Here is a 17,620-nt window from a genome sequence, read left to right as displayed (position 1 = left end):
GTAACGAAAGTTTAATAGATTTCGTCGCGTATCAGGCGTAGCGCCGCAGGCGCATCGCAAATTCCTGCAGGGCCTTGATGCCGCTTTGTTCAGCGCGATGACACCAATCTTGCAATTGCACCAGCAGTTGTTCGCGCGATGCGTTCGAACGCTCCCACATTGCGGCGAGTTCATTGCGCAGTTCGATGTACGTGCGCAATTTCTGGCTGTTAGCGAAAATCTGCGGCAACTGGCGACGCTGCGGCTCGTCCAGACCCGCCTCTTCCTTGTGGAACCAGCCACGGGCGCCGCGCATAACTTGATACTTTTCACGCGCGCCCACTTCCTTCAGATGCGCCAATTCCTGACGGTAAGCGCGCTTGATCGCCTTCGCGTAGGTCGCCATCACTTCATAGCGGTTCGCGAGCACGGCTTGCAGCGTGTCCTGATCCAGCACGAGCTTGCCCGTGGTCAGACGCGGCGTCGGTGCGATCTTCTTCACCTTGGCAAGACGGAACGCCGACATGATGCGGATATACATCCAGCCGATATCGAACTCGTACCACTTGTTCGACAGCTTCGCGGACGTCGCATACGTGTGGTGATTGTTGTGCAGCTCTTCACCGCCGATGATGATGCCCCACGGAATCAGGTTCGTGCTCGCATCCGCGGAGTTGAAGTTGCGATAACCCCAGAAGTGTCCGAGACCGTTGACGACGCCCGCTGCCCAGAACGGGATCCAGATCATCTGCACGGCCCACACGCTCAGACCGACGATGCCGAACAGCGCGACGTCGACGACCATCATGATGCTCACGCCGAGGATCGGGTACTTCGTGTAGACGTTGCGCTCGATCCAGTCATTCGGCGTGCCGTGGCTGAACTTGCGCATCGTTTCTTCGTTCTTCGCTTCGGTGCGATACAGCTCCGCGCCTTCGAGCAGCACCTTCCAGATGCCGCGCGTCTGCGGGCTGTGCGGATCTTCTTCCGTCTCGCACTTCGCGTGGTGCTTGCGGTGAATCGCAGCCCACTGACCAGTAAGCATGCCCGTGGTCATCCACAGCCAGAAGCGGAAAAAGTGGGCCGCAACGGGATGCAGGTCCAGCGCACGGTGCGCCTGGCAGCGGTGCAGATAGACAGTGACGCCAATGATCGTGACGTGCGTGACGGCGAGCGTCCACAACACGATTTGCCACCACGAGAAACGCAGTGCGCCGTGGGCAAGGAAATCAAGCAAGGAATTCAACAAGGCCATTTACCTAGGAACGGAAGACATTCGCAGAAGGATACAACGGCGGATGTCAAGAAAGTGAAAGCAACGAGTTATTTACGACGATATTCTACGCGAACGGTTCCAAGTATCTGTAACAAATAAGGAAATTGTTGTGCTGCATCAACCGGTTGCCGTTGAAAAAGGGGCGAAATCCGGCTGAATGCCCCCCGCAAAGACCCGTTTCAGGCGGCACTGCCCGATTCGTTCGCGATGTGCCCGGTCATTGTTACCGCCTGCGACATGATGTCGCTGGAGCCGGCGACGATGCGCACTTCGCGTTGCGCATACGGGATCGCGATGCCGTTCTCCGAAAAGAGCCGCCAGATGTTGCGATTCACGTTCGAGCGCACGGCGGACGTGCCCGTCGCTGCGTCCTGAATCCAGTAGCCGAGTTCGAGATTGATGCCGTCCGGCCCGAAGCCCGCCAGATAAGGCGTCGGCGCCGGTTCCTGCAGCACGCGGTCGACACCGTGGGTGGCCTCGACGAGCAGCGCCATCGCCTTTTCGACATCGGTCGAATACGAGATCTGGAGCGTCGCCTTCGCGTTGCCGCGCGTCAGGTATGACGATTGGTTCTGCACGACGTCGGTGATCAGCTTTTCGTTCGGAACCAGCGTTTCGATCCCGTCGAGCCCGCGCACCACCGTATAGCGCGTCCGGATCTGCGTGACCATGCCTTGCAGGCCGCTCACGTTGATCGTGTCGCCAATGCGCAGCGACCGGTCGATCAGGATGATGAAGCCGGACACGTAGTTGCTCGCGATCTTCTGCAGACCGAAACCAAGGCCCACGCCGAGCGCACCGCCGAACACACCGAGCACCGTGATGTCGATGCCGACCAGCGACAGGCTGATCAGGACTGCCCCGAGTATCAGCAGCGCCCGGCCAACGCGCGACAGCACCACTTTCAGGTTCGCGTCGAGCGCGCCCGAGCGCATCAGCCGGTCTTCGAGCGCCGCGCCGAGCCACATCGCGACGATCATCGTCACACAGACCCACAGCAGCCCCGACAGCAGCGACAACAGCGTCACATGCGTGTTGGCGATCCTGAACTGCACGCTCGCCATCCACTTGAGCACGTCGTTCTGGATGCCCATCACGGTCAGCACCATGCCGACCCAGACGATCAGCGACACGACCTTTTCGACCAGCGACAGCCACGTGTGCGCGCTGTCGTCGCGGCCGAACACGCGCCGCGCGAGATAGAACACGATGTAGATCAGCCCGATGCCGAACAGCGGCACCAGCGCGAGATCGAGCAGCGACGTATGGATGAACTGCCCGGCGATGGCCCGCGCGATCCACACGAGCACGCCGCCCAGCAGCGGAAAGAGCGCGCGGTTGAGCGCCTCGGCGCCGAAACGCAGCGCGCCGTAACGGGTTTCGCGCTTCGCATCGAGCGCGCGGCGCATGAGTCGCGCGAGCAGATACGCGAGTGCGAGCGTGCCGAGCAGCACGCCGACCTGCCACAAAATGACAGGCTGGCCGAAGTCGCGCACGACGTCGCCCAGCATGTGGAAGAAGAGATGGTTTTGCATGATGTTTCCAGCGGCCGGCGCGGCGCTCACACAGCGCGCGCCGGCCAGACCGGGTCAAGCCCGGCCGTTCGCGTGGCAGGCCTTAGCCGCGGCGTTCCAGCACGGCCGCGAAGAAGCCGTCCGTCGCATGACGATGCGGCCAGAGCGACAGGTAATCGCCCATTTCCAGCTCGATGCGCTGCTCGGCGAGCACGTCGCGCGCGGGCACGAGCGCGAAATCCGGGTGATCGGCGAGAAACTGCTGCACGACACCTTCGTTTTCCGCATCGAGGATACTGCACGTCGCGTAGACGAGGCGGCCGCCCTTCTTCACGAGACGCGCCGCGCTCGTCAGGATGGACAGCTGCTTCGGCGTCAGTTCGGCGATCGATTCCGGCGACTGGCGCCATTTCAGATCGGGATTGCGGCGCAGTGTGCCGAGGCCGCTGCACGGCGCATCGACCAGCACGCGATCGATCTTGCCAGCGAGCCGCTTGATCTTCGCGTCGTGTTCGCTGTCGATCAGCACCGGGTTCACGTTCGACAGCCCGCTGCGCGCGAGGCGCGGCTTGAGCTTCGCGAGGCGCCGGTCGGAGATGTCGAAGGCATAGAGACGGCCCGTCGAGCGCATCATCGCGCCGAGCGCCAGCGTCTTGCCGCCCGCGCCCGCGCAGAAGTCGACGATCATCTCGCCGCGCTTGGGCGCGACCAGCGAGCACAGCAGCTGGCTGCCCTCGTCCTGCACTTCGAGCCAGCCGTCCTGGAACGCGTCGAGCTTGGTGAGCGGCGGCTTGCCGACCACGCGGACGCCGAACGGCGCGAACGGCGTCGCGCCCGCCTCGATGCCCGCCTTCGACAGCGCGGACAGCACTTCGTCGCGGCTCGCCTTGATCGGGTTTGCGCGCAGATCGAGCGGCGCCGGGTAGTTCAACGAGGCGGCCAGGTGCGCGAGTTCTTCGGCTTCGAAGCGCGTGCTGAGCGCCTGATAGATCCAGTCAGGCAGATTCAGGCGGATGCGCAGCGGCAAGCTCTGCGGATCGATCTTCGCCACGTGCTCGAGCCACGCGTTCTCCGCATCCGACATGAACGGCTTCAATGCCGTGCGGCCCGCCGTCTGCATCAATCCGAGCAGCGTAAGGCGCCGGGTAGGACTGCCCGTGCCGCCTTCCGCCAGATGCGCAAACTCCATCCGGCGACGCAGCACCGCGAACACCGCTTCCGCGATCACGCCGCGCTCGCCGTGGCCGAGCTTCGAATGCGCGCGGAAAAAGCGGCTGGTCGCGGCATCGGCGGGGCCGGTGAACTTAAGAACCTCGGCGAGCAGCGTCTCGGTTTGTCCAATCAAAAATCCATGCAGTTTCATTCGCCCTCCCCGGCGGTGTTCTGGCTTGTTGTATCAAGGAAGAGCCATTGAGGCTCGGGTGGCGTCACGGTGACGCGCAGGCCGTCGACGGCAATACGCCCTTCGACGAACCAGCGCACTGCGCGCGGATAAATAACATGTTCGGTTTCGAGCACGCGCGCGGCGAGCGTCGCGGCATCGTCGCCCGCCAGCACGGGCACGGCCGACTGCAGCACGATCGGCCCGTGATCGAGCGTCGGCGTGACGAAATGCACCGATGCGCCGTGCAGCCGCACGCCGGCGTCGAGCGCCTGCTGGTGCGTCTTGAGGCCCGGAAAGCTCGGCAGCAGCGACGGGTGCACGTTGATCATGCGCCCCGCGTAACGATCGACGAATGCGTCGGTCAGCACGCGCATGAAGCCGGCGAGCACGACGAGATCGGGCGCGAAGCCGTCGATTTCGCGCGCGAGCGCGGCGTCGAAGCTGTCGCGGTCGGGAAACTGGCGGTGGTCGACGACCTTTGTGGCAATACCTTGCGACGCCGCGAATTCAAGCCCCGCGGCATCAGGACGGTTGGCAATCACGGCGGCGATACGCGCCGGCCAGCCTTCGTTCGCGCATGCGCTGACGATGGCCTCCATGTTGCTGCCCCGTCCGGAAATCAGAATGACGAGATTTTTCATTTGCGGATTTTATCATTCGGCCAGGCCACAATCCGCGCGCCGGCGCCGTCTGGCGCCCTGTGCGTTTATAATCGATTGTTTTGCGGCATCTGGCCCGCTCAAATCCTTCATCTCTATCGTGAGAGTCTTCCGCGGTCTTCCCAATGCCGAGAGCCGTGCGCCGTGCGCACTGACCATCGGCAACTTCGACGGTGTCCACCGCGGGCATCAGGCGTTGCTCGCCCGCGTCCGCGCGGCCGCTGACGCGCGCGGCCTGCCCGTCTGCGTGATGACCTTCGAGCCGCATCCGCGCGAGTTCTTCAATCCCGCCAGCGCGCCGCCGCGCATCGCGATGCTGCGCGACAAGCTCGAAGCGCTGCGCATGAACGGCGTCGATCGCGTGGTCGTCGAGCATTTCAATCACACGTTCGCAAGCCAGTCGCCGGATACGTTCGTCGAACGCATCATCGTCAACGGCCTGCATGCGCGCTGGGTGATGATCGGCGACGACTTCCGCTACGGCGCGAAGCGCGCTGGCGATTTCGCGTCGCTGAAGGCGGCGGGCGAGCAATACGGCTTCGAAGTCGAGCAGATGGCGACCGTCGCCGATCCGTCCGGTGCGCGCATCTCCAGCTCCGGCGTGCGCACGTCGCTGATCGCGGGCGACCTCGATTCGGCACGCGCCGCGCTCGGCCGCGACTATCTGATCAGCGGCCACGTCGTGCACGGGCTGAAGCTCGGCCGCGACCTCGGTTTTCCCACGCTGAATCTGCCCATCGCGCACAAGCGTCCCGCGCTGTCGGGCATTTTCATCGTGCGCGTGCATGGCATCGCAGACGAGCCGCTGCCGGGCGTCGCGAGCCTCGGCTTGCGCCCCACCGTCGACGACTCCGGCCGCGTATTGCTCGAAGTGCATCTGCTCGACTGGCATGGCGACGCGTACGGCAAGCTCGTGCGCGTCGAGTTTCTGAAGAAGCTGCGCGACGAAGAAAAATTCGTCGATCTCGAAACGCTGACGGCCGCGATCGCGCGCGACGTCACGAACGCCCGCGCATGGTTCGAGGCAATCGGTGACGCGCCGGGCAGCCGTTCCACTGGTTTCGCCACGTCGGCCACCGATCGAATTAGATGACCGTCGCGGTACGTGCGCAGCGCTTGCGCGAACCACGTACCGTCCGCCGCGCATCGACGGGCGCCGCACGCAGCATGTGCAACGGCCCGCGTCGTGCGCGACGCAGGGCGCCGCACGGCGCCACTCAGGTCCTCGCGCATGCCGCGCCCTAACACCGTATTCACCGCTACCTCACCATGAGCAACAAGAAAGCCGATTCGAAACCGCAGGCCCGATATCCCGTCAACCTGCTGGACACGCCCTTCCCGATGCGCGGCGATCTGCCCAAGCGCGAGCCGCAATGGGTGAAGGACTGGCAGGAGCGCAAGATCTACGAGCAGATCCGCGCCGCCTCCAAAGGCCGCAAGAAGTTCATCCTGCACGACGGCCCGCCGTATGCGAACGGCGACATCCACCTCGGCCACGCGGTGAACAAGATCCTGAAGGACATGATCGTCAAGGCGCGCAACCTGGCGGGCTTCGACGCCGTCTACGTGCCCGGCTGGGACTGTCACGGCATGCCGATCGAAATCCAGATCGAAAAGCAGTTCGGCAAGTCGCTGCCCGCCGCCGAAGTGATGCAGAAGGCGCGCGCCTACGCGACCGAACAGATCGAGAAGCAGAAAGCGGGCTTCCGCCGTCTGGGCGTGCTCGGCGACTGGGATAACCCATACAAGACGATGAACTTCGCGAACGAAGCGGGCGAAATCCGCGCACTCGCGAAGATCATCGAAAAGGGCTACGTATTCCGCGGCCTGAAGCCGGTGAACTGGTGCTTCGACTGCGGCTCGGCGCTGGCGGAAGCGGAAGTCGAGTACAAGGACAAGACCGACCCGACCATCGACGTGCTGTTCACGTTCGCCGAGCCCGAAAAGACGGCACAGGCGTTCGGCCTCGCGTCGCTGCCGCGCAACGAAGGCGGCATCGTGATCTGGACAACCACGCCGTGGACGATCCCCGCGAACCAGGCACTCAACGTGCACCCGGAGATCGTGTACGCGCTCGTCGATACGCCGCGCGGCCTGCTGATCCTCGCTGAGGAGCGCGTCGAAGACTGCCTGAAGTCGTATGGTGTCGAAGGCAACGTCGTCGCGACGGCGCTGGGCGCGAAGCTCGCGAACCTGCGCTTCACGCATCCGCTCGCGTCCGCGCATCCGTCGTACAAGCGCACGGCGCCCATCTATCTCGGCGACTACGTGACGACGGAAACGGGTACGGGCATCGTGCACTCGTCGCCCGCGTACGGCGTCGAAGACTTTATTTCGTGCAAGTCGCACGGCATGGCCGACTCGGACATCATCAGCCCGGTGATGGGCGATGGCCGCTATATCGAATCGCTCGCGCTGTTCGGCGGCCTGTCGATCTGGGACGCGAACCCGAAGATCGTCGAAGCGCTCGACGAAGCGGACGCGCTGCTGCGCACCGAAAAGTACCTGCACAGCTACATGCACTGCTGGCGCCACAAGACGCCGATCATCTATCGCGCCACGTCGCAGTGGTTCGCCGGCATGGACATCAAGCCGAACGACACCGACAAGACGCTGCGCGAAACGGCGCTCGAAGGCATCGAAGCGACGGCGTTCTATCCGTCGTGGGGCAAGCAGCGCCTGTTCGCGATGATCGCGAACCGTCCCGACTGGACGCTGTCGCGTCAGCGTCAATGGGGCGTGCCGATGGCGTTCTTCGTGCACAAGGAAACAGGTGAACTGCATCCGCGCACGCTCGAACTGCTCGAAGAAGTCGCGAAGCGCGTCGAAGTGTCGGGAATCGAAGCCTGGCAAACGCTCGATCCGCGCGAGCTGATCGGCGACGACGCGAACATGTACGAAAAGAACCGCGACACGCTCGACGTGTGGTTCGATTCGGGCACGACGCACTGGCACGTGCTGCGCGGCTCGCACAAGGACCAGCTGCAGTTCCCGGCCGACCTGTACCTCGAAGGCTCGGACCAGCATCGCGGCTGGTTCCACTCGTCGCTGCTGACGGCGTCGATGCTCGATGGCCGTCCGCCGTACAACGCGCTGCTCACGCACGGCTTCACCGTCGACGGCGAAGGCCGCAAGATGTCGAAGTCGCTCGGCAACGGTATCGATCCGCATGAAGTCGCGAACCGTCTGGGCGCGGAAATCATCCGTCTGTGGATCGCATCGACCGATTATTCGGGCGAACTGGCGATCTCCGAAGAGATCCTGAAGCGCGTGACGGAAAGCTATCGACGCATCCGCAACACGCTGCGCTTCCTGCTCGCCAACCTGTCGGACTTCGACTTCGAGAAGCACGCGCGCCCCGTCAGCGAGTGGCTGGAGATCGACCGTTATGCGGTCGCGCTCACCGCCAACCTGCAAGCGGACATCCTGTCGAACTACGACAAGTACGAGTTCCACCCGGTCGTTGCGAAGCTGCAGACGTTCTGCTCGGAAGACCTGGGCGGCTTCTACCTCGACGTGCTGAAGGACCGCCTGTACACGACGGCGCCCGATTCGAACGCGCGCCGCTCGGCGCAGACCGCGCTGTATCACATCGCGCACGGCCTGCTGCGGCTGATGGCGCCGTTCATGTCGTTCACGGCCGAGGAAGCGTGGAAGGTGTTCCAGCCGCAAAGCGAGACGATCTTCACGGAGACGTACCACGCTTATCCGGAAGTGCCGGACGCATCGACGCTGCTCGACAAGTGGACGCTTCTGCGCGCGGTGCGCAGTGACGTGACGAAGGCGCTGGAAGAAGCCCGCGTCGCGAACCAGATCGGTTCGTCGCTGCAGGCGGAAGTCGAAATCCGCGCGAGCGGCGCGCGTCATGATGCGCTCGCGAGCCTCGGCGCCGACCTGAAGTTCGTGCTGATCACGTCGGGCGCGACGGTCGTGAAGGTCGACAGCGAAGCGGAAGAAGGCGTCGACGTGATCACCTCGAAGTATCTGAAGTGCGAACGCTGCTGGCACTATCGCAAGGAAGTCGGCGAAAACGCCGAGCATCCCACGCTCTGCGGCCGCTGTATCAGCAATCTGTTCGGCAACGGCGAAACGAGGAGCGCGGCATAATGTCCAGAACGCTGTCGAAACCGGCGGGCGGATCGCTCGCACCGTGGCTGGGCGTCGCGGTGATCGTGATCCTGTTCGACCAGTTGACGAAGATCGCGGTGGCGAAGGTGTTCGCGTACGGCTCGTCGCATGCCGTTACGCCATTCTTCAACCTCGTGCTCGTCTACAACCGCGGCGCAGCGTTCAGCTTTCTCGCGATGGCGGGTGGCTGGCAGCGCTGGGCATTCACGGCGCTCGGCGTCGCGGCGGCACTGCTGATCTGCTATCTGCTCAAGCGCCACGGCACGCAGCGGCTGTTCTGCGCGGCGCTCGCGCTGATCATGGGCGGCGCGATCGGCAACGTGATCGATCGCCTTATGTACGGGCACGTGATCGACTTCCTCGATTTCCATGTCGGCACGTGGCACTGGCCGGCGTTCAACCTCGCGGACAGCGCGATCACGATCGGCGCGGCGCTGCTGGTGTTCGACGAACTGCGGCGCGTGCGCGGCGCGCGCTGACATAACAACGGGCGGTGTGCGGCGCGGTGATGGCCGCATACGCCGCTCACGCAGTCTTGCAGTACGAAGCCGGCGCGCTTCACCGATGCGCCGGCCATCACGTCTTGTCGGAGGCATCAGTTGGCCACAGAACTCGCCGGAAAACACATCGTCCTCGGCATGACAGGCGGGATCGCCTGCTACAAGATCGCTGAACTCACGCGTCTGCTGGTCAAGGCGGGCGCGACCGTCCAGATCGCGATGACGGAAGCAGCGACGCAGTTCATCACCCCCGTCACGATGCAGGCGCTCTCCGGCCGTCCGGTCTACACGAGCCAGTGGGACGCACGCATCGCGAACAACATGCCGCATATCGATCTGTCGCGCGAAGCCGACGCGATCGTGATCGCCCCCGCCTCCACCGATTTCCTCGCCAAGCTCGCGCACGGCCTGTGCGACGACCTGCTGTCGACGCTGTGCATTGCGCGCGACTGTCCGCTGCTCGTCGTGCCCGCCATGAACCGCCAGATGTGGATGAACCCGGCGACGCAGCGCAACGTCGCGCAGTTGCGCGCAGACGGCATCGAACTGCTCGGTCCTGACTCGGGCGCGCAGGCGTGCGGCGAAGTCGGCGACGGGCGCATGCTCGAACCGGAAGCCGTCTATGAGGCGATCGCCTCGTTCTTCACGCCGAAGGTGCTGGCCGGCCGCCGCGTGCTGCTGACAGCAGGCCCGACCTTCGAGCCGCTCGATCCCGTGCGCGGCATCACGAACCGTTCGAGCGGCAAGATGGGCTTCGCGCTTGCGCGCGCGGCGCAGCAAGCCGGCGCGGATGTGCACCTCGTCGCGGGCCCGGTCGGTCTGGACACGCCGTGGGGCGTCTACCGCGAGGACGTGCAGACGGCGCAGCAGATGCACGACGCCGTGATGCGCGCAGTGACCGAATACGACATCTTCATCGGCGTGGCGGCCGTCGCCGACTGGCGCGTCGATCACATCGCCGAGCACAAGATCAAGAAGACAGCCGATCACGCGATTCCGTCGTTCGCGTTCGTCGAAAATCCGGACATTCTGGCTTCCGTCGCGAAGATGCCGCATCCGCCGTTCTGCGTCGGCTTCGCAGCGGAAAGCGGCGATCTCGACGTGCACGGCGAAGAGAAGCGCAAACGCAAGAAAGTGCCGCTGCTGATCGGCAACCTCGGCCCGCAGACGTTCGGGCTCGACGACAACGAAGTCGTGCTGTTCGAAGCCGCCGGCACGACGAAGCTTCCGCGCGCGGACAAGCAGACGCTCGCGCGCGCGCTGATTGCGGAAATCGCAAAGCGCCTGCCGGATGCGAGCGTGATCGGTTGAGCGCGTCGCGCTGCTTGCCGCGCGCTTCGCCACAGTGAATCACCACGCTCGAATGCAATCTTTCAGCTAACGCCATGGTGCTGTCATGACCCTGCTCTCCGTCCTCGACCAGACACCCGTGATCGACGGGCATACCGTGGCCGACGCGATCGCCGCGACGGTCGAACTCGCGCAACTCGCCGACGACCTCGGCTACACGCGCTACTGGTGCGCCGAACATCACGGGCTGTACGGCGTGTCGAACCCGTGCCCGGAAGTGATGCTCGCTCGCCTCGGCAGCGTGACCAGGCGCATCCGCATCGGCTCGGGCGGCATCATGCTGCCGTACTACAGCCCGTTCAAGGTCGCCGAGCAATTCCTGATGCTCGAAGCGCTGTTTCCGAACCGCGTCGATCTGGGCGTCGGGCGCGCGCCGGGCGGTGACATGCGCACCGCGCAGGCAGTCGCAGCGGGCGACTACAATCGCGGCGAACTGTTTCCGCAGCAGGTCGCCGATCTCGTCGCGCTGATGAGCGGCACGCTGCCGTCCGATCATCTCGCGCACGGCGTGCTGCTGCAGCCGCAAGTGGAAACTCGCCCGCAATTGTGGGTGCTTGGCTCCAGCGATTTCGGCGGCATGCTGGCCGCGCAACTGGGCATCCGCTTTTCATTCGCGCATTTCATCAATGCGCACTTCGGGCATGCTGTCGCACACGCGTATCGCGAGCGCTTCAAGCCGGGCAACGAGCAGAAGCCGTATCTCGCAGCCGCTGTATTTGTGATCTGCGCGGACACGGAACAGGAAGCCGCGGACCTCGAAAAAGCCGTCGATCTGCGCCGCGTGCAGATGGCCTATGGACTGAACGAGCGAGTCCCTTCCATCGCACAAGGGCTCGCGCAGGAATACGGCGAGCGCGAGCAGCTGATCATCGACCGGGAAAAGCCGCGCAGCATCGTCGGCACGCCGGAGTCCGTCACGGAACGGCTGCACGCATTGCAGGAACAGTTCGATGCCGATGAACTGATCGTGCTCTCGGTCACGGGCAGCTATCGCGCGCGGCTGCGCTCGTATGAACTGCTTGCCGACGCATTTGAACTCGGCAAGTCATGAATCGATCACGGCGGTCCGTCGCCATGACGCGCGCCGCCACTTCCTCAACCTCTCACTGAACTGCATGAAACTCGACCTGAAGATTCTCGACCCGCGCATGCGCGAACAACTTCCCGCCTACGCCACGACGGGCAGCGCGGGTCTCGACCTGCGCGCGTGCCTCGACGCGCCGCTGACGCTCGAACCCGGTCAAACGGCGCTCGTGCCGACCGGCCTCGCGATCCACGTCGCCGATCCCGGCTATGCAGCGCTGATCCTGCCGCGCTCGGGCATGGGCCACAAGCACGGCATCGTGCTCGGCAACCTGGTCGGCCTGATCGACTCGGACTACCAGGGCCAGTTGATGATCTCGACGTGGAACCGCGGCACGACCACGTTCACGCTGAATCCGATGGAACGCCTCGCGCAACTGGTGATCGTGCCCGTCGTGCAGGCGACGTTCAATATCGTCGATGAGTTCGAGACGAGCGATCGTGGTGAGGGCGGGTTCGGCAGCACTGGCAAGCACTGAGGCGTTGCTCAGGTTTCGTCTGTCACGTTCGACATTCGCGACGCGTAGCAAATAAAAACGGCGTGGGTTCTGAAACCCACGCCGTTCTTTTTTGCTTCGGACAATTCGACGCTTAGTCGACTTCCACCGCTTCCGGATTCGGATTGCGCGGCGGTGTCGAGTTTTCGTCGAACGTCAGCGCGACCTTGTCTTCCGCATCGACGTCGACCGTCACGCGGCCGCCACTCATCAGCTTGCCGAACAGCAGTTCGTCGGCCAGCGCGCGGCGGATCGTGTCCTGGATCAGACGCTGCATCGGACGCGCGCCCATCAGAGGATCGAAGCCGTGCTTCGCGAGATGCTTGCGCAGCGCGTCGGTGAAGAGCGCGTCGACCTTCTTCTCATGCAGTTGATCTTCCAGTTGCATCAGGAACTTGTCGACCACGCGCATGATGATTTCTTCATCGAGCGAGCGGAAGCTGATCGTCGCATCCAGACGGTTGCGGAACTCCGGCGTGAACATGCGCTTGATGTCGGCCATTTCGTCGCCCGACTCGCGGCGTGTCGTAAAGCCGATCACCGACTTGCCCATCGCTTCGGCGCCCGCATTCGTCGTCATGATGATGATGACGTTGCGGAAGTCCGCCTTGCGGCCGTTGTTATCCGTCAGCGTGCCGTGGTCCATCACCTGCAGCAGCACATTGTAGATATCCGGATGCGCCTTCTCGATTTCGTCGAGCAGCAGCACGCAGTGCGGCTTCTTCGTCACGGCTTCCGTCAGCAGACCACCCTGGTCGAAACCGACGTATCCCGGCGGCGCGCCGATCAGACGGCTCACCGCGTGACGCTCCATGTATTCCGACATGTCGAAGCGGATCAGCTCGATACCCAGCGTGAACGCCAGTTGCCGCGCGACTTCCGTCTTGCCGACGCCCGTCGGGCCGGAGAACAGGAACGCGCCGATCGGCTTGTCCGTCTTGCCGAGACCTGCGCGCGCCATCTTGATCGAAGCGGACAACGCATCGATAGCGGGATCCTGACCGAACACGACGGCCTTCAAATCGCGGTCGAGCGTCTGCAGCTTGCTGCGATCGTCCTGCGACACGCTTTGCGGCGGCACGCGCGCGATCTTCGAGATGATTTCCTCGATCTCGCTCTTGCCGATCGTCTTCTTCTGCTTCGACTTCGGCAGGATGCGTTGCGCCGCGCCCGCTTCGTCGATCACGTCGATAGCCTTGTCGGGCAAATGACGATCCGTGATGAAGCGCGCCGACAACTCAGCCGCTGCCGACAGCGCACCCGACGAATACTTCACGCCATGGTGCTCTTCGAAACGCGACTTCAGGCCGCGCAGGATCGCCACCGTCTGCTCGACGGTCGGCTCGGTCACGTCGATCTTCTGGAAACGACGCGACAATGCCGCGTCTTTTTCGAAGATGCCGCGGAATTCCGTGAACGTCGTCGCGCCGATGCACTTGAGCGTGCCCGACGACAGCGCCGGCTTCAGCAGATTCGACGCGTCCAGCGTGCCGCCCGATGCGGCGCCCGCGCCGATCAGCGTATGAATTTCGTCGATGAACAGAATCGCGTTCGGACGTTCCTTCAGTTCCTTCAGAACCGTCTTCAGGCGCTGTTCGAAATCGCCGCGATACTTGGTGCCAGCGAGCAACGCACCCATGTCGAGCGAATAGACCTGCGCATCCACCAGAATGTCAGGCACTTCGCCGCGCGTGATGCGCCATGCGAGCCCCTCGGCGATCGCCGTCTTGCCGACGCCGGCCTCACCAACCAGCAGCGGATTGTTCTTGCGGCGACGGCACAGCACCTGAACGACGCGCTCGACTTCCGGCTCGCGTCCGATCAACGGATCGATCCGGCCGTCCTTCGCCATCTGGTTCAGGTTCTGCGTGAATTGCGCAAGCGGCGTTTCTTTTTGCGCAGCGGCTTCGTCCGATTCCGCACTTGCGTCGGTCGACTTCGCAGCTTCAGAGCTGTTGGTCTTCGCGATGCCATGCGAAATGAAATTGACGACGTCCAGACGCGTCACGCCCTGCTGCTGCAGGTAATACACCGCGTGCGAATCCTTCTCACCGAAGATCGCCACGAGCACGTTCGCGCCCGTCACTTCCTTCTTGCCGTTCGAGGTGGACTGGACGTGCATGATCGCGCGCTGGATCACACGCTGGAAACCCAGCGTGGGCTGCGTATCGACGTCGTCGGTGCCCGGAACGGTCGGCGTGTTGTCGTGAATGAAGTTGCGCAGGTTCTGACGCAGGTCTTCAATATTGGCCGCGCACGCGCGCAGCACTTCGGCCGCCGTCGGGTTGTCCAACAGCGCCAGCAAAAGATGTTCGACCGTTATGAACTCATGCCGCGCCTGGCGCGCTTCCATGAACGCCATGTGCAGGCTGACTTCCAGTTCCTGGGCAATCATGCTTCCTCCATCACGCACTGCAGCGGATGCCCTGCCTGCCGCGCGTGGGTAACGACTTGCTCGACTTTGGTCGACGCGATGTCCCGCGTGTAGACCCCACAAACTCCCCTGCCCTCTCGATGGACCTTCAACATGATCTGCGTTGCGGTCTCACGATCTTTATTGAAATATTCCTGCACGACCATCACGACGAATTCCATCGGCGTGAAATCGTCATTCAACAACACCACCTTGAACATGGCGGGCGGTTTCAGCTTTTGATCCTGCCGCTCCAGTACGGTGTTGTCCTGCTTGTCCGGGATAATCGCCATACACCCATTCTAAACAACTCGGACAGGCCCGCAATCCTGTCAAAACCCGACCGGCTGGCCGGACATCTGTTCCCTCCGGCCCTGTGGAGCGGCCTCTCGCGGGTGCGCCCTGCGCCGGGCCGCATGCGGTAGCGGCCCTCCGGTATATCCGTGTTGCAGCTTGATGACTGCAGTCGGATCGAGTATCGCACAACCCGGGCCAGCAAGCTGATGACACGCCAACCCGCAAACTGCCTCTTACCGCTGAACTGCATGTGAGTCGATTATGCGACTTTTCAAGACGCGCCGCTTGCGCCACCGCACATAAGAAAAGCGGGAAAAACCCTGGAAATTGGTTCTTTACAACGAAGAAATGGGCGTCTCAAAATTTTCTTGACACTCGAATAAAGAGACTCAACAATCAAGCTGGCACTTTTTTCAACAAGCCGTTTATACGAAAAAATGCCGTTGGTGAGCTTGTGAGGAGGGACGACTGCAATCCGTGGTCGTTGAGCTTTTCGAGGGCTCGTGGCAGCTTTTGAGTTACAGGGGAAGTTGGTATGGCAACTGGTACGGTCAAGTGGTTCAACGACGCGAAAGGTTTCGGATTCATTACGCCCGACGAAGGCGGTGAGGATCTGTTTGCACACTTTTCGGCTATCCAGATGAACGGTTTCAAGACCCTCAAGGAAGGCCAAAAGGTTAGCTTCGAGGTCGTTCAAGGCCCGAAGGGTAAACAGGCATCGAACATTCAGTCCGCAGCCTGAGACGTTCGATCCGCAGCCTTGAAAACCCGGCTTCTGCCGGGTTTTTTCGTTTCTGGCCTGTGCACTGCCTCTATCGATAACTACGGCAGCATTCAGACAACCTTGAGGGTTGCCATCATGCCGAGATCCTCGTGTTCCAGTATGTGGCAATGGAACATCCGCTCGCCCGCGTCGCGCTGCACCGTCGCGATGCGCACCGTCTCGCCGGGCTGCACGTTGACGGTATCCCGCCATGCGAGAAACGGCTCGCGCGTGCCGGCGCCGCCCCGCTCCCGTCCGATCACCTGAAACTGCGTGCCATGCAGATGGAACGGATGATCCATGTCGGTGCGGTTTTCGATCGACCACGCCTCGACTTCGCCGCGCCGGCTGGTGAGCGCGACGCGCGACGGATCGAAACTCGCGCCGTTGATCAAGAACCGCATGCCAGGCGGCAGCGCCGACATCGACGCGCCAGGACGGTGCATGGCGGTCATGTCCATCGCTTCGGTGAAAACGACGGATTTTTGCGGGGCTTTGTCGGCGGCGTTGTCAGCGGCTGGCAGGAGCGGCGCGATTGGACGCAGCGTCGGCGGCACGGCGCGCACCGCGCCGCCCGGCGAGCCGGGCACGAAGCGCACGTCGGCGAGCGGTTTGGCGGGGTCGGCGGGCAGGCTTTTACCCTCTGTCATCGTCATCTTGCGGCGGTCGTATGTGACAGCGGTGAGGATCGCCGCCGACGCCTGCGCACCTGCACGCACGATGATCTCGGCGCGCTCGCCCGGCGCGAGCATCAATTCCGTCAGCCCGTCGCGTGGCTTGTCGAGCAGCCCGCCATCGGTGCCGACTTGCGTGAAGGTATGTTCACCGCCCAGCGACAGTCTCAGATAGCGCGCATTACACCCATTCCACAGACGCCAGCGCTCGTCCTGCGCGACATCGATGCGCGGGCGGCGCGCGCCGTTCACCAGCACGAACTGCCCTTCGCGGCCGTTCATCCAGTCCATCATGTCGTTCGGCGCGATCGACGCGTCGTTTGCCAGCTTCAGGTCTGAGAAGAACAGATGACGTTCGGGGAACGCGGCGAGCGGATCGTCAGCGGCGCGCACGACGATCGGCCCAGCCAGGCCGCGAAACACCTGTTCCGCCGACATCATGTGCGGATGCGGGTGATACCAGTACGTGCCGGCGCTGCCGGGCGGCAGCGTGAAGCGGTAGACGTGCGACGCGCCCGGCGCAACGGGGCTCATCGGATTGCCGTCCTGATCGGGCGGCACGGGCAGACCGTGCCAGTGGATCGTCGACGGCTGCGGCAGACGGTTGACGAAGCGGATTTCGACGGTGTCGCCTTCGCGCACGTCGATGAGCGGACCGACGATCGGCCCTTGCGCGGCGTCGCCGTACAGCCATAGCGACGTCGAACGTCCCGGCATCAACTGGCGGCGCACGGGTTGCGCGACGAGCGTCGCGCGAAAGACGCCAGCCTCGCTGCTCTCATTCGCGAGCTTGCGCAATGCGGCAAGCGGCGCGCCGGCGGGCAGCGCCGTTTCAGGCGCGAGCTTCGGGGTTGCGTGGGCGGCGTGCGAGTTGGCGGCATGCGTCGACGACATGCCAGGCATGTCGTCCATATCGGTCATGCCGGACATGCCGTGCATCGAGTGCTGCGCGAAGACGTTGCGCGCGAAGAGCGACGCGACGGCAACGCTCAATGAGCGGGCGAGAAAATCCCTGCGGATCATGGATCGATTCCTTGCTGATGCGGCGCGGCAACGCGGTTGCACGCAACGCATTGAACATGTGACGGAGGCGAGCGTGACGG

Annotated in this window: 14 protein-coding genes; 7 read left to right on the top strand and 7 right to left on the bottom strand. The window is 63.4% G+C overall.

Annotated elements, in window-relative coordinates; all coding sequences use genetic code 11:
- Window positions 1-31: 31 nt before the first annotated feature.
- The 4 genes from C2L64_RS03205 to purN all read right to left on the bottom strand — a co-directional run bounded on the left by C2L64_RS03205 (window position 32) and on the right by purN (window position 4,794).
- Complete coding sequence (locus tag C2L64_RS03205; RefSeq protein ID WP_007586235.1) at window positions 32-1,228, bottom strand: DesA family fatty acid desaturase; 1,197 nt, start codon at window positions 1,226-1,228, stop codon at window positions 32-34.
- Window positions 1,229-1,434: 206 nt separating this feature from the next.
- The gene (locus C2L64_RS03200) at window positions 1,435-2,790 is read right to left on the bottom strand and encodes a mechanosensitive ion channel family protein (protein WP_090836116.1); all 1,356 of its coding nucleotides are present in this window, start codon (window positions 2,788-2,790) and stop codon (window positions 1,435-1,437) included.
- Window positions 2,791-2,872: 82 nt separating this feature from the next.
- Complete coding sequence (locus C2L64_RS03195) at window positions 2,873-4,132, bottom strand: RsmB/NOP family class I SAM-dependent RNA methyltransferase (RefSeq protein WP_007734599.1); 1,260 nt, start codon at window positions 4,130-4,132, stop codon at window positions 2,873-2,875.
- Entirely contained in the window at window positions 4,129-4,794 is a 666-nt protein-coding gene (gene purN, locus C2L64_RS03190; protein ID WP_007586241.1) for a phosphoribosylglycinamide formyltransferase, read from the bottom strand. The genes C2L64_RS03195 and purN overlap by 4 nt, the downstream gene beginning before the upstream one ends.
- A gap of 118 nt (window positions 4,795-4,912) precedes the next feature.
- Between purN and C2L64_RS03185 the strand changes: the two genes are divergently transcribed.
- The 6 genes from C2L64_RS03185 (at window position 4,913) to dut (ending at window position 12,352) form a co-directional block, all read left to right on the top strand.
- Window positions 4,913-5,905, top strand: a complete 993-nt coding sequence (locus C2L64_RS03185; protein ID WP_007586242.1) for a bifunctional riboflavin kinase/FAD synthetase — start codon at window positions 4,913-4,915, stop codon at window positions 5,903-5,905.
- A gap of 176 nt (window positions 5,906-6,081) precedes the next feature.
- Window positions 6,082-8,919 carry an isoleucine--tRNA ligase gene (gene ileS, locus C2L64_RS03180; protein WP_090836085.1) on the top strand — a complete coding sequence of 946 codons (2,838 nt, stop codon included), beginning with the start codon at window positions 6,082-6,084 and terminating at the stop codon, window positions 8,917-8,919.
- Window positions 8,919-9,419 (top strand): signal peptidase II, encoded by a 501-nt coding sequence (gene lspA / locus C2L64_RS03175; protein ID WP_090836084.1) that lies wholly within the window; start codon window positions 8,919-8,921, stop codon window positions 9,417-9,419. The genes ileS and lspA overlap by 1 nt, the downstream gene beginning before the upstream one ends.
- 159 nt (window positions 9,420-9,578) lie before the next feature.
- Window positions 9,579-10,751, top strand: coding sequence for a bifunctional phosphopantothenoylcysteine decarboxylase/phosphopantothenate--cysteine ligase CoaBC (gene coaBC, locus C2L64_RS03170; RefSeq protein ID WP_407671758.1), 1,173 nt, complete (start codon window positions 9,579-9,581; stop codon window positions 10,749-10,751).
- 85 nt (window positions 10,752-10,836) lie between these two features.
- Window positions 10,837-11,841, top strand: a complete 1,005-nt coding sequence (locus C2L64_RS03165) for an LLM class flavin-dependent oxidoreductase (RefSeq protein ID WP_007586248.1) — start codon at window positions 10,837-10,839, stop codon at window positions 11,839-11,841.
- Between the two features lie 64 nt (window positions 11,842-11,905).
- A complete protein-coding gene (gene dut, locus C2L64_RS03160) occupies window positions 11,906-12,352 on the top strand; it encodes a dUTP diphosphatase (protein WP_090836115.1) in 447 nt (148 codons plus the stop codon).
- 112 nt (window positions 12,353-12,464) lie between these two features.
- Here dut and clpA read toward each other — a convergent pair whose 3' ends face one another.
- Both clpA and clpS read right to left on the bottom strand, forming a co-directional pair.
- Complete coding sequence (clpA, locus tag C2L64_RS03155) at window positions 12,465-14,765, bottom strand: ATP-dependent Clp protease ATP-binding subunit ClpA (protein ID WP_007586253.1); 2,301 nt, start codon at window positions 14,763-14,765, stop codon at window positions 12,465-12,467.
- Complete coding sequence (gene clpS, locus C2L64_RS03150; protein WP_007586255.1) at window positions 14,762-15,076, bottom strand: ATP-dependent Clp protease adapter ClpS; 315 nt, start codon at window positions 15,074-15,076, stop codon at window positions 14,762-14,764. Before clpS ends, clpA begins: the two co-directional genes overlap by 4 nt.
- 539 nt (window positions 15,077-15,615) lie before the next feature.
- On the opposite strand from clpS, the gene cspD reads away from it, so the two are divergent.
- A complete protein-coding gene (gene cspD, locus C2L64_RS03145; RefSeq protein WP_007586257.1) occupies window positions 15,616-15,822 on the top strand; it encodes a cold shock domain-containing protein CspD in 207 nt (68 codons plus the stop codon).
- Between the two features lie 92 nt (window positions 15,823-15,914).
- Here cspD and C2L64_RS03140 read toward each other — a convergent pair whose 3' ends face one another.
- Window positions 15,915-17,540: a multicopper oxidase family protein gene (locus tag C2L64_RS03140; protein ID WP_090836082.1), complete on the bottom strand. Its 1,626-nt coding sequence runs from the start codon at window positions 17,538-17,540 to the stop codon at window positions 15,915-15,917.
- Between the last annotated feature and the right edge of the window lie 80 nt (window positions 17,541-17,620).

The organism is Paraburkholderia hospita (assembly GCF_002902965.1).
In the GTDB taxonomy this organism is placed as follows: domain Bacteria; phylum Pseudomonadota; class Gammaproteobacteria; order Burkholderiales; family Burkholderiaceae; genus Paraburkholderia; species Paraburkholderia hospita.
The sequence above is the reverse complement of the archived record's forward strand: the minus strand, read 5'-3'. Positions and strand labels throughout refer to the sequence as shown.